The following is a 12,292-nucleotide window of genomic DNA, read 5'->3' as shown; positions in this document are numbered from 1 at the left end:
GGCTAACGCTCGGCTCTTATTGTTTTAAAGGAGAGGTTTAATGTCAACTTTCGAGCGTCTTTCCGCCTATCGCCCCTATGGGCTGGCCGCTCTCAGAATCATCACCGCGCTGCTGTTCATCGAACACGGCACGATGAAGCTTTTCGCTTTCCCGGCTGCGCAGATGGCCGGTCCGCTGCCGCCGCTAATGCTCTTCGCCGCCCTTCTTGAGCTTGTCGGCGGTATCCTCATTCTCGTCGGCCTGCTGACGCGCCCTGTCGCCTTCCTCCTTGCCGGCGAAATGGCCGTTGCCTATTTCATGGCGCATGCCCCGAGCAGCTTCTTCCCGGCTGTCAACCAGGGCGACGCCGCGATCCTGTTCTGCTTCGTCTTCCTCTACCTGTTCTTCTCCGGTCCCGGCGCTTTTGCCGTCGATAACCGCAAGGCAGCCTGAACGATAGACTGAGGGGCGTCGCGACGCCCCTCAACCTTCACATCAGGCGGTAAGCTTGAGACCGGCAATGCCGGCGATGATCAGCGTGATGCAGGCAAGACGGGAGACACTTGCCTCATCGCCAAGCAGCCAGATGCCGAGAAATACGGTGCCGACCGTGCCGATGCCGGTCCAGACCGCATAGGCGGTGCCGATCGGCAGGTGCTTCACCGCCAGGCCGAGCAGCACGATGCTCACCACCATGGATATGACGGTCAGCGCCGTCGGCAGCGGCCGTGTGAAACCCTCGGTATATTTAAGGCCGATCGCCCAGCCACATTCAAAAAGACCGGCGAGAAAAAGCAGAAACCAGGCCATCCGACTCTCCTTGTTCAAGAGCGAGGCCGTCCTCGCGACAGTTGCATCCTGGAGGATGCCGCAGTCGTCTGCGATAACGCCTATATGCGTGAGGAAACGGCCGACTTCAAGGTAGGAATCGGCACGGCTGCCATGCCACCCGTGTCTTGCGGCCTACAGCGCCGCGCGTCTTTTAGACGTGTAAAAGACGCTGTAGCACCTTTAGTTGCTGCATCACGGCTGCCCGCCAGCTTCCCGGGCAAGGCTCTTGGCGCGGCGGCAGAGGCGATCGAAGGTTTCGAGGAAGCGTGAGCGGTCTTTCGGGCTGAAGGCGGCGTTGTAGCCCTTGCTCTCGCCGGTTTCGCGCAAGTGCGCACCGAGATCGCGCATGGCGCTGGCCATGCCGATATTGGTCTGGTCGAAGACGCGCCCTGTGGGTCCGCTGACGAAGGCGCCGGTGGCGACACAGCGCACGGCAAGCGGCACATCGGCGGTGACAACGACATCGCCCGCGCCGGCGCGTTCGGCGATCCAGTTGTCGGCGGCGTCAAAGGCGTTGGAGACGATGACGTTGTGGATCATCGGATCGCGCGAGGGGCGCAGGCCTGAATTGGCAACGAAGGTGACTTCGAGGCCGAGACGTTCGGCCACCTTCAGGATTTCCGGCTTCACCGGGCAGGCATCGGCGTCGACATAGATCAAAGGCTGTTTACCTCATTCAATGCCGACGCCTGATACGCGCGGATTACTCGCGAGTCCAGATTTCGCTCGCAACCTTTTCCGAGCCGCCATAGGTCCAGACACCCTGCCAGCTGCCGTCCGGCTGCTCGAAATACATGGCGATGCCGAAATTCTCCTTGGAGACGTAGCCGACGGAGATCGCCGTGTCCTCGTCGCTTGCCGGACCCATTTCGAAACGATCGCCGCTGAATTTTGCGCCGAGGCCGGTGCCGATCGACTCGTTCTTGCCGATCATCCAGTCGACGATATAGGTCTCGCCGTTGCGAAGCACCTTGACGGTGCCCTGATATTTGCTGCCGTCCTCGCTGGTGCCAGCGACCTTGTAGGAACCTGTGGGGTCCGCAAATGCAATGGCGGGCAGTAACACAAATGCGCAAGCCGAAATAATAGTCCGAAAAATCATAGGGTCCCCCTTTTTGGCGAAGCATGATTGCCAAGCACCGAAGCGGTAACATGAAAGGGCTTCACACTTGGTGAAGCCCTTTGCAGATCCGGCCCGTTATTTTTGGGGTATCGAGCGGTTTTACTTCAAGCCCGCAGTCTTAGTGTCATGCGTTAACGCGCATCGCGTCAATCTGGATTCATGCGATGCGCTTTAAGTCTTTGATTTATGCATGTCGTTATCCCAAAACCGCTGCGCACTTTTGGGCGACATGCATCAGTACACCACCACGCCGCGGATGCTTTTGCCCGAATGCATCAGCTCGAAGCCCTTGTTGATGTCTTCGAGCGGCATGGTGTGGGTGATCATCGGATCGATCTGGATCTTGCCCTGCATGTACCATTCGACGATCTTTGGCACATCGGTGCGGCCGCGCGCGCCGCCGAAAGCGGTGCCTATCCAGTTGCGGCCGGTGACCAGCTGGAACGGACGGGTGGAGATTTCCTGGCCGGCACCGGCAACGCCGATGATAACCGACTTGCCCCAGCCGCGGTGGCTGGCTTCCAGCGCCTGACGCATCACCTTGGTGTTGCCGGTGCAGTCGAAGGTGTAGTCGGCGCCGCCGATCAGGTCGCCGTTGCGTTTGGTGAGATTGACGAGGTAAGGCACGATGTCGTCACCGACCTCCTTCGGATTGACGAAGTGGGTCATGCCGAACTTTTCGCCCCAGGCCTTGCGATCAGGGTTGATATCGACGCCGATGATCATGTCGGCACCGGCAAGCTTCAGACCCTGAAGCACGTTGAGACCGATGCCGCCGAGACCGAAGACGATTGCCGTGGCGCCGATCTCCACCTTGGCAGTGTTGATGACCGCGCCGATGCCGGTGGTGACGCCGCAGCCGATGTAGCAGATCTTGTCGAACGGCGCGTCCGGGTTGACCTTGGCAAGGGCGATCTCCGGCAGCACGGTGAAGTTCGAAAAAGTCGAGCACCCCATATAGTGGTGGATCTTGTCCTTGCCGATCGAGAAGCGGCTCGTTCCATCCGGCATCAGCCCCTGGCCTTGGGTTGATCGAATCGAGGTGCAGAGATTGGTCTTGCGGGAAAGGCAGGAATAACACTCGCGGCATTCCGGGGTGTAGAGCGGAATGACATGGTCGCCCTTCTTCACCGAGGTGACGCCGGGGCCGACATCGACGACGATGCCGGCGCCCTCATGGCCGAGGATAGCGGGGAAGAGGCCTTCAGGATCGGCACCCGACAAAGTGAAATCGTCGGTGTGGCAGATGCCCGTCGCCTTGACCTCCACCAGCACTTCGCCGGCCCGCGGCCCCTCCAGCTGCACGGTCATCACTTCGAGCGGTTTTCCTGCCTGAACGGCAACGGCGGCGCGAACGTCCATCTTCACATCTCCCTGTCGGTTTTTGTTGGTTCCCAGCTGATTTATCGGGCTGAGTTTGGCATGGTCGGCGAACTCGGCTCAAGCGAAAATGGCCGGTCGCCCGGTCTTCTCCTCTCAGGCGAATTCCATGATCACGGCATCGACGGCCAGGCTTTCGCCGGCCGCGGCATTGATCTTCGAGATGACGAGATCACGGTCGGCGCGCAGCACGTTTTCCATCTTCATCGCTTCGACGATCGCAAGCGTCTCACCGGCCTTGACCTCCTGGCCCTCTGCAACCGCGATGGCGACGACAAGGCCGGGCATCGGGCAGAGCAGGAGCTTGGAGGTATCGGGCGGTAGCTTCACCGGCATCAGCCGGTCGAGCTCAGCATGACGCGGCGAAAAGACCTTGGTAATCACCGAAAGCCCCTGCCAGTCGATACGCAACCCGTTCAGAACGGGGCGAATCTGCGCGGTGATGTCGCGACCGCCGACCTTGCCGCTCCAGACAGGATCACCCGGTCTCCAATCGGTGACAACACTCTTGCTCTCGCCCGCTATCGCCCCCTCGATCGCAATGTCCATATCGAAGGGGATGGTGACGAGGCCGTCGAGCAATCTTGCAGCGACGTGGTTGTCGCCGATCCTGACCATCCAGTCCTCGCGCAGCGCGCCCGATGCGGCGCGCAGACGATCGGCGAAACGTTCGCGGCGGTTTGCCTCGATCAGCGAGGCGGAGAGGGCGATGCCGGCAAGCACAGCTTCTTCCGCCGGGTCCGGTTTCATCGGCGCGAAGCCGTCAGGATATTCCTCGGCGATGAAGCCTGTGGACAGCCGGCCCTCGCGCCAGCGCGGATGTTTCATCAGCGCCGACAGGAAAGGCACATTGTGCTCGATACCATCGACGACGAAGCCGTCGAGCGCCCGGCCCATGGCGTCGATCGCCTCGAGCCGCGTCGGCGCCCAGGTGCAGAGCTTGGCGATCATCGGATCGTAATACATCGAGATCTCGGCACCCTCGAAGACGCCGGTATCGTTGCGGACGACGACATTGCCGGTCCTGCCTTCCGCCGGCGGGCGGTAACGCGTCAGGCGGCCGATCGAGGGCAGGAAGTTGCGGTAGGGATCTTCGGCATAGAGCCGGCTCTCGATCGCCCAGCCATCGAGCCTCATGTCCTCCTGAGCAAAGGGAAGGGGCTCTCCGGCTGCGACCCGGATCATCTGCTCGACGAGATCAATGCCGGTGACGAGTTCGGTCACGGGATGCTCGACCTGCAGGCGGGTGTTCATTTCGAGGAAATAGAAATTGCGGTCGCGGTCGACGATGAATTCGACGGTGCCGGCGCTCTGGTAATCGACGGCCTTCGCCAGCGCCACCGATTGTTCGCCCATGGCCTTGCGGGTCTTCTCATCGAGGAAGGGCGAGGGCGCCTCTTCCGCCACCTTCTGGTTCCGCCGCTGTATCGAGCATTCGCGTTCGCCGAGATAGACGACGTTTCCATGCGCATCGGCCAGGACCTGGATCTCGATATGGCGGGGTTCCACGACGAACTTCTCGATGAAGACGCGGTCGTCGCCGAAGGAGCTTTTTGCCTCCGAGCGGGCGCGCTCGAAGCCGTCGCGCACATCAGCCTTGTTCCAGGCGATGCGCATGCCCTTGCCGCCGCCACCGGCCGACGCCTTGATCATGACGGGATAGCCGATCTCGCCAGCGATCACTTCCGCATGGGCGGCATCCTCGATGATGCCGAGATGGCCAGGCACTGTGGAGACGCCGGCGGCATTGGCGAATTTCTTCGATTCGATCTTGTCGCCCATCGCCATGATGGCCTTCGGCTTCGGGCCGATGAAGACGATGCCCTGTTTTTCCAGGTCAGCGCAGAAGGAGGCGCGCTCGGAGAGGAAGCCGTAACCGGGGTGGACGGCCTCGGCACCGGTAGCCTTGCAGGCGGCGATGATCTTTTCGGCGACGAGATAACTCTCGGACGCCGCAGCCGGGCCGATATGCACGGCCTCGTCGGCCATCTCGACATGCAGCGCGTCCCGATCCGCATCCGAATAGACCGCGACGGTCAGAATGCCCATGCGGCGCGCAGTCTTGATCACGCGGCAGGCGATTTCGCCGCGATTCGCGATCAGGATTTTCTTGAACATCGAGACTCCACCCAGAAATGCATCCCGGAGTTTTACGCACAAAACACCGGAACGCACAATCAGGCTTGCGGAGCGTCAGGCGACGGCAGCTTCGGAGACAGGTTCTTCGTCGACGATGCGCAGCCAGCGGCTGCGACGCGGCTCGGCATAATCGCGCAGCTCGACGGCCGCCATAATCCCCGCCCAGTGCGGATGATTGGCGCCGGACAGCGTTGCCTGCTCGATCTGCTGGAGAACACCGTATTCGACCGACGAGACGGGGATGATGCCGCCTTCGGCGACGCTTCTGAATATGCGCATCGCGTAGTCGACGTCCTGGCGGGTGATGCCCCGGCGATCGATGGCGCGCGACAGCTTGTAGCCACCGATATTCTCGGTGATCGCCAGACGAAGCTGATCGAGGGCAAGCGCTCTCAACTCAACTGGGACATCGGCCGAAATCTCCATGACGTGGAGAATGAGCTCGAGCTCGAGCGCCGAGTTGACGACACCATCGGTCGTGAACATGCGCATGATCCAGGCGACGTTGATGTCGTCCAGCGAGCCCTGCGGATAGGTGTAGCGGACAATGAAACCGGCGAGCTGCTCCACGAAGAAAGCGTTCCAGTCGGCACATTTTTCAGGGCAGGAATTATTGAGCGCCAACATCGCCACGACGTCGTCGGATGTCCGGATACCCTCCGGAAAACTATGTTTGCGCAGCAGTACTATATCTTCGGCCGTCAGCCGATGCTTCCCGGCCACCACACAGGCCGGAAAAGCGAGACGAAATTCGCTCATGTTTTAACTCCAGGCTTCATCATGAAACCGGAGACAGTTTTAGCGCCTGCGAATTGACGATCCCTCAAGAAGAGGAGTTAACCCGATATTCCCGGGGTCAGGAAGATTTTAACGATTGCGCCTGCAGCCGCTCGCGCCAGATGATGAAGAGGCCTGAAGCAACGATGATGAAGATGCCGATCCATTTGGAAAAGCTCGGGAAATCGTTGAACAACGCATAGCCGAGAACGGTCGCCGAGATGATCTCGAAGTACTGGAACGGCGCAAGCAGCGACAAGGGCGCGAGACGAAAAGCCCGGACCACGAGCATATGCGCATATCCCGATATCGAGCCGAGGGCGAGAAGCAGGATAAGGCCGAGGCCGGAGGAGGGCAGGGAGACGGAAAAATCGGCATTGCCGGAGCTGCTGCCGACGAGAAGGGCGGCCGCCATGAAGACCGTTCCGCCGATGCCGGCCATCGTCTGCATGGTCAGTGGCGAATCGGCCTCGCCGATGGCGCGGTTGAGGAAAAGATAGAGCGAGAACAGAAAGGCGCAGGCGACCGGCAGCAGCGCCTTCAGCCCGAAGATTTCGTAGCTCGGCTGAATGACGATCATCGCGCCGCCGAACCCGACGACGATCGCCGTCCAGCGCCGCCAGCCGACTTTGTCACCGAGAAACAGCGCCGACAGGGCGGTCAGCATGAAGGGCTCGACGAAATAGATGGCGAAGACATCGGCGAGCGGCATGTATTTGACGGCAACGAAGAAAAGCAGGCTTGCAGCACCATGCAGCACACCGCGCAGCAGGTTCATCCATGGCCGTTTGGCCGAGAGCGCCTTCAGGCCGAAGAGGCCGAAAAGAATCGGCAGAGTGCAGGCGATCTGGAAGAAGAATCGGTAGAAGGTCACCTGACCCGGCGACATCGCCTCGAAGGTCGCCATGTATTTGGCGATCGCATCCATGGTCGGCAGGATGAGCATGGCGCCCGACATGATGGCCATGCCCTGCAGGGAATTTTGATGGGGCTCTGACATGGCTGCCGATTCTTGCAAGGATGACGCCATCAACCATGGGCAGGCCAGGCAATCAAGCCGAGCAGCCGCCAATAGCTTCGAGGTAAAATCGAAATCGTCGCTTAGAGAGCGTTTCCCTGAAGGGAAATGGTGCGGTCGAGACGAGTCACTGGCGCGGGGCTTCGGAGCCATACCTAGCTTGAGACCTTTCATTCAACATCCTGAAAAGACGTCAACATTAGCTACAGGTTAAGAACGATTGATTTGACAGTACAGGCCGTCTGGACCACAATTCGCCATACATGTTGAACCACATGGGAGGACGCGACATGGAAATGCCCGACGACAGATACCTCACTCGGCGAAACGGCGTCTACTGCTATAAACGCCGGGTTCCGGCCGTCGTGGCCGACGAGGACAACCGAGGGCCGATCATCAGAATATCGCTCAAGACGCGCGACCTGGCGAAGGCCCGCCTTTTGCGAGATGGATACGCCAGAGCGGACGACGATCTCTGGGGCGCGTACCTCGCATCGGATTCCAAGGAGGCGGCGACGAAGCGTTATCTCTCCGCGGTCAGGCGGCTTGCGGCGCTGGGCTTCACGTACCGGACGACGATGGAAATCCTGCAGGTGGCCACCAGGGATGAACTGTTCGACCGTGTCCGCGCCCTGATGGACTGCAAGCCGAACTCACCGACAGCGGATGCGCTTCTCGGAACCGTCGAACGGCCGGAGGTCACCATCCGCGCGGTCTTCGACGTGTACGTCAACGAGATCGCCACCTCCGAGATCGCAAACAAGAGCCCCGGACAAAGACGCGGCTGGCTCAACACGAAGCGTCGGGCGCTGAACAATTTCGTAGCTGTGGTCGGCGACAAGCCGATCGGTCTGATCACCCGCGAGGACGGCAAGGCGTTCTACAAGTGGTGGCAGCAGAAAATCGCGCCTCCGAGCGTGGATGGGAAAAAGCAACCCGCCACACACACCCCCACCTGCGGCAACCGCGACATTGGAAACATGCGCCTTCTGTATCAGAAGTATCACGAGTACATGGGCGAGGAGGACGTTAAGAACCCGTTTGCGAAGCTCGGCTTCAGCGAAAAGACGAAGAGGACACGGCCGCCCTTCGAGCGCGGTTGGATCCTGGAAAAGATCCTGGCACCGGGAGCGCTGCGAACGCTGAATGACGAGGCGCGTGCGATCGTCCTGATCCTGATCGAAACCGGAGCGCGGCTGAGCGAGATTGCCAACCTCAATGGCCAGCAGATCTTCGTCGGGCTCATGGATTTGACTCCGCACATCAATGTGCGAGGGCACGACGAGGACGAGGACGAAGATGACGGCACGCGCGAGGTCAAAACAAACTCATCGATCAGGGAGATTCCCCTCGTCGGCGTCGCGCTCGAAGCGTTGAAGAAATTTCCAGATGGCTTTCCACGGTATCGAGACAAAGGCACCCATCTTTCGAACACCCTCAACAAATACTTTCGAGAGCACCACCTGTTTCCGTCGAAGAAGCATAAGATCTACTCGTTGAGGCACAGCTTCGAGGATCGAATGACGGAAGCTGGCATCGATACGGAGGTTCGGATGCTCCTGATGGGGCACACGTCGAGTCGGCCGAAATATGGGAAGAAGGGCTCGCTTGCGTTTCAGCGGAAGGAACTTCTTAAAATCGCTTTGCCCTTCGATCCCGCAATCGTCTAACCCGTTCCCGTGCCGCATCGAGCACGGCAAACTGTCGAAGGCGGGTGACGACGTCGCCTTCGAACCGGTCGTAGAGGCTGATAAGGACCATCGCCTTGCGGCCCCTGGCGACCAGTTCCAAAGCGAAGCGATCGAGCATGTCCTGCATTTCGCGCTCCGTCGCCTCGGCCGGATCTAGTTTCGACATCGGAACCGGTGCCGGTACGGATCTCCGCTCGGGCATACCGGCACTATCTGACTTGGTCACAGGGGCCTCCAACATGTTTCAGTATCTCGTGCTGCCAGGCCTCGAGATCCTGTGCGGTCGGCCAGGTCTCGCCTAGCGCCGCGGCCAGCGCCTTGACGTTGAGGTCGTTGGGCTCAAGGCCACGTCTGCGCATCAGCCAGAAGCGGAGGGTCCGACGGATCTTGCTCAATCCCCAACGTTGGACGGTACGGCCCCGGAAGCGTTCCGCGCATACCGCCCGCATAAGCATCCTGATCATCCGGGTCTGGCGATACAGGTGTGACCGGTCTTGGCCGGATACGAATGAAAATATATGCAGATGGGGAGCCTCCTTGCGGTCAAGGCGCCCCAGCAACTCGACCATCCCGGTCGACAAAGCCAGCTCGCCCTTCTCTCCGTACGGCTCGAACAAGGCTTTGGGTCTCTCTCGTCTGCCCAAGTTCAATGTCCGGCCGCCTTCGTCGACATCTGCCTGGGTCGAGCCGATCAACGTGTCCGTTCGCAGGCCAGAAAGCAGCAGGAGTTTGAAAAACACATCCCATTTCGTCGACAACCGCTCAGCAGCGATCCAGTAGCAGACGATCTCGTGTGGCTCGAACTCGTCCCTTAGGTAATGCGGCTGTTTCATAGTCATCTCCTCGAAGTTGGTCTTTCGCAGCGCGCGTCCCGTCCACTCCCGGTTCCCGCCGGGTCAAACGACGACTTCGTCGGCTCGCTCCCACTCAATCACCGGACACCTCTGCCATCTACTGAGCCCGTCCGTCATCGGGCCGCACGGCCGACTGTTCGCAAGGCGCCGGCCACGGTGAACAGTGCCGGTGCGTCCGCGCATCTCGCACGACCATCGCGGTCGAACTCCAACGGGAGAAATGGATATGCTATCGCTGGTGCGGGACGATCGACGTCGGGGCGTTGTCTCAGGCCTTCCACGTCCACGAGGGGCGGGGCCCGTGTTCATTAGCGGAAGCCGAGGCGGATCGCCGGCTTGCGTCCGACCGCGCCGGCCCCTGAACGACCAGCGGCGTACCGTCACGCTTATGCCGGCAAAGTCCGACGATCGAACAGCTCCCGAAGGATGGCGATGCGCCGGAAGGTCCAAGCTTCGCCTCGATCCCTTTGATGTGAGCGGCCGCCGGTCGCGAACGTCGTGGAGGTCCGGGCGGTCCGGCGGCGGCCCGAGCCGCCGTAGCGATTTCGATCTGCCGGCGGCGACCCGCAAGATTTGCTTCTCGCGCACTCTCGCGGTGAAGAAGACCTGCCCTCGGACGCATTCCTGCTTGGCGGCGAACTGACGACGGTCCGTTTGCCGCGGTTCGAAAGGACGCGGATCGGGCGGCCGCATCATGACGTACTCATGGATATCCATCAGTCCTTTCTCCACTTCGGAATTCGAGCGTCAGCCTTCTGGGACGGGTCTGGGCTTCGTGCGGTTGCGTTTTTTGGAAGGCGGGACCCTCCCTGAAACTTGTCCGGATTATCGGGCCTGTACACCTATTTGTAAACTACGCCTTCCGATTGATCCTCGGTCTATGACCAATCAAGCCATTGATGTTGAAGCATTAATTGTTGACAATAGGCACACGTTAAACGCGCATTACTGAATCCTTGGAATGTGGAAGCGCCCGGTAGCGATCGAATCCTTGACGCCCGTCCGATGATTGTTTGTTCCGCGCGCTCGAATCCATCGCCGCGCTCATCCAGTACCGATCGCGAATCCTTCCGGGGTCGCGATTCCGACAATGTGCAGAGCGGTTACGGAAGGGCGGTCCGGGGCGGTGCGCGTTCATGTGTTGCCGCGGAACTGGCGGGAGAACGCGACGGGGGTGCTCCGTCAGTCGTCGCGGTCTCCTTTGGCGTACATTAGGTGCAAGGCAAGCGATGCTGTTTTTCTCGCACATCAGATCAGGACCTCGACGGGGACGAAGACCTGTCCACGGCGGGGGCCTGCCCGAACAGCACCTCGAGGACCTTCCGTTTCTGCGGGAGTTTTCCGCTGTTATTGAAGAAACGCAATCCACACACGACGAAGACACGAGGCGCGGGTCTTCGTCGGATGGCGGCCATCCCGCGCTCCGAAACCGTTAAAGCGGCGCGCGCGGCCGGCCCGAATAGTTTGCAAGTCGCAGCGCTAACGCATCGGCACTCCCAAGGCCGACATTGCAGATGGTTGGAACGGCGCGAGGGACCTCAAGCTGTCTGCAGCCGTTTCCATCTTCTTTGCAGCAAGGCCGCCCACATCTTATTCTTGTGGATTCGTCCTCCACCGATCCGCAAGGCGTGTGTCACGCTGATTTCACGTGAATTCGACGGCGGGCTTTAGTAAACTCGCGTGAGATTTCGCCAGAACGGTTTGGCAGAACGCGGGTGACTTTGGGGATCATGTTTCGGACAACGCCGGCCGTCGGGGTGGCAACGCGTTGTCTTGACCGATCTAGCATAGTCCCTTCAGGACATCGGCGGTCGGCGATTTCTCATCTTAGTCATGCCGCGGTGCGGGGAGGCCGCTGAAGATGCAGTTTCTGGTTCATTCAAAGACGATCGCCGAACTTGAGTTTGACGGAGAGACCTGCGTCTTGCACGTGCTCTACAAGGACGGACGAGTTAGGTCTGTACCCGACGTGTCTCCCACGCTGGTGATGAAGATCGTCGCAGGGGTTCCCGTCGAAAAATCTCCGTACCTCATGCAGAGAGCGATCTAACGGTTTTGTCGGAAATCGCAACTGCCTCGGGAGTGCAAAAAGCTCTACCGGGCCGACATGTCGGCCGCTTGTCTTGTGTCGCCGGCCTCGCGCAGGACAGTCCTTTCATCACGCACTCAGACGAGTTCGGCGGTGTGACAGGAGTGGGCGGCCGAAAGGACGGGCAACATCGTCGCGGTCTGGCACTCCCCTCGACGAGGGCGCACATCGCGTAGAGCGCCAGGCTCGTGCGGGCGGAGACGCAAGCGCCCTCTGCACGATCAGGCATCACGGCACCCATTGTCGGATCCGGTCCCGATGCTTTTTTACAAAAGAGGGAGCGCCCCGCGTGTGCCGGCATAAACCGCAGAAATCGACTACTGATTTGTTTTTCGCGTCTAGTCCTTTCGTGTAGGTTGTATGCCTTGTGGCGTTTGGCTAATGTGCTTCTTCCGGGGGGGCCGACTGTT

General features: G+C 60.2%; 12 protein-coding genes. 3 read left to right on the top strand and 9 right to left on the bottom strand.

The features are described 5' to 3' along the window. Positions 1-40 precede the first annotated feature (40 nt). Positions 41-433 (top strand): DoxX family protein, encoded by a 393-nt coding sequence (locus tag CUJ84_RS10985; RefSeq protein ID WP_105006229.1) that lies wholly within the window; start codon positions 41-43, stop codon positions 431-433. Between the two features lie 42 nt (positions 434-475). Here CUJ84_RS10985 and sugE read toward each other — a convergent pair whose 3' ends face one another. The 7 genes from sugE to CUJ84_RS10950 form a co-directional block, all read right to left on the bottom strand. Further along, complete coding sequence (gene sugE / locus CUJ84_RS10980; RefSeq protein WP_105006228.1) at positions 476-790, bottom strand: quaternary ammonium compound efflux SMR transporter SugE; 315 nt, start codon at positions 788-790, stop codon at positions 476-478. Between the two features lie 213 nt (positions 791-1,003). After that, the gene (locus tag CUJ84_RS10975) at positions 1,004-1,471 is read right to left on the bottom strand and encodes a YaiI/YqxD family protein (RefSeq protein ID WP_105006227.1); all 468 of its coding nucleotides are present in this window, start codon (positions 1,469-1,471) and stop codon (positions 1,004-1,006) included. A gap of 43 nt (positions 1,472-1,514) precedes the next feature. Continuing rightward, entirely contained in the window at positions 1,515-1,877 is a 363-nt protein-coding gene (locus CUJ84_RS10970; RefSeq protein ID WP_226532158.1) for a hypothetical protein, read from the bottom strand. 291 nt (positions 1,878-2,168) lie between these two features. After that, positions 2,169-3,296: an S-(hydroxymethyl)glutathione dehydrogenase/class III alcohol dehydrogenase gene (locus CUJ84_RS10965; RefSeq protein ID WP_105006226.1), complete on the bottom strand. Its 1,128-nt coding sequence runs from the start codon at positions 3,294-3,296 to the stop codon at positions 2,169-2,171. A 114-nt stretch (positions 3,297-3,410) separates the two neighbouring features. Beyond that, positions 3,411-5,432, bottom strand: coding sequence for an acetyl-CoA carboxylase biotin carboxylase subunit (locus CUJ84_RS10960; RefSeq protein WP_105006225.1), 2,022 nt, complete (start codon positions 5,430-5,432; stop codon positions 3,411-3,413). Between the two features lie 75 nt (positions 5,433-5,507). Then, a complete protein-coding gene (locus CUJ84_RS10955; RefSeq protein WP_105006224.1) occupies positions 5,508-6,212 on the bottom strand; it encodes a hypothetical protein in 705 nt (234 codons plus the stop codon). A gap of 97 nt (positions 6,213-6,309) precedes the next feature. Next, the gene (locus tag CUJ84_RS10950; protein WP_199788805.1) at positions 6,310-7,260 is read right to left on the bottom strand and encodes a DMT family transporter; all 951 of its coding nucleotides are present in this window, start codon (positions 7,258-7,260) and stop codon (positions 6,310-6,312) included. A gap of 278 nt (positions 7,261-7,538) precedes the next feature. Here CUJ84_RS10950 and CUJ84_RS10945 point away from each other — a divergent pair, with 278 nt between their 5' ends. Beyond that, positions 7,539-8,918 carry a DUF6538 domain-containing protein gene (locus tag CUJ84_RS10945; protein WP_245457551.1) on the top strand — a complete coding sequence of 460 codons (1,380 nt, stop codon included), beginning with the start codon at positions 7,539-7,541 and terminating at the stop codon, positions 8,916-8,918. Here CUJ84_RS10945 and CUJ84_RS10940 read toward each other — a convergent pair. Together CUJ84_RS10940 and CUJ84_RS10935 are read right to left on the bottom strand one after the other, a co-directional pair. Beyond that, complete coding sequence (locus CUJ84_RS10940; RefSeq protein ID WP_158686927.1) at positions 8,881-9,165, bottom strand: hypothetical protein; 285 nt, start codon at positions 9,163-9,165, stop codon at positions 8,881-8,883. The genes CUJ84_RS10945 and CUJ84_RS10940 overlap by 38 nt on opposite strands. Further along, positions 9,149-9,772, bottom strand: coding sequence for a hypothetical protein (locus CUJ84_RS10935; protein ID WP_105006220.1), 624 nt, complete (start codon positions 9,770-9,772; stop codon positions 9,149-9,151). The genes CUJ84_RS10940 and CUJ84_RS10935 overlap by 17 nt, the downstream gene beginning before the upstream one ends. 1,882 nt (positions 9,773-11,654) lie before the next feature. Between CUJ84_RS10935 and CUJ84_RS10930 the strand changes: the two genes are divergently transcribed. Then, positions 11,655-11,843: a hypothetical protein gene (locus tag CUJ84_RS10930; RefSeq protein WP_105006219.1), complete on the top strand. Its 189-nt coding sequence runs from the start codon at positions 11,655-11,657 to the stop codon at positions 11,841-11,843. Positions 11,844-12,292 lie beyond the last annotated feature (449 nt).

The organism is Rhizobium leguminosarum (assembly GCF_002953715.1).
Taxonomy (GTDB): Bacteria; Pseudomonadota; Alphaproteobacteria; order Rhizobiales; family Rhizobiaceae; genus Rhizobium; species Rhizobium leguminosarum_V.
The sequence above is the reverse complement of the archived record's forward strand: the minus strand, read 5'-3'. Positions and strand labels throughout refer to the sequence as shown.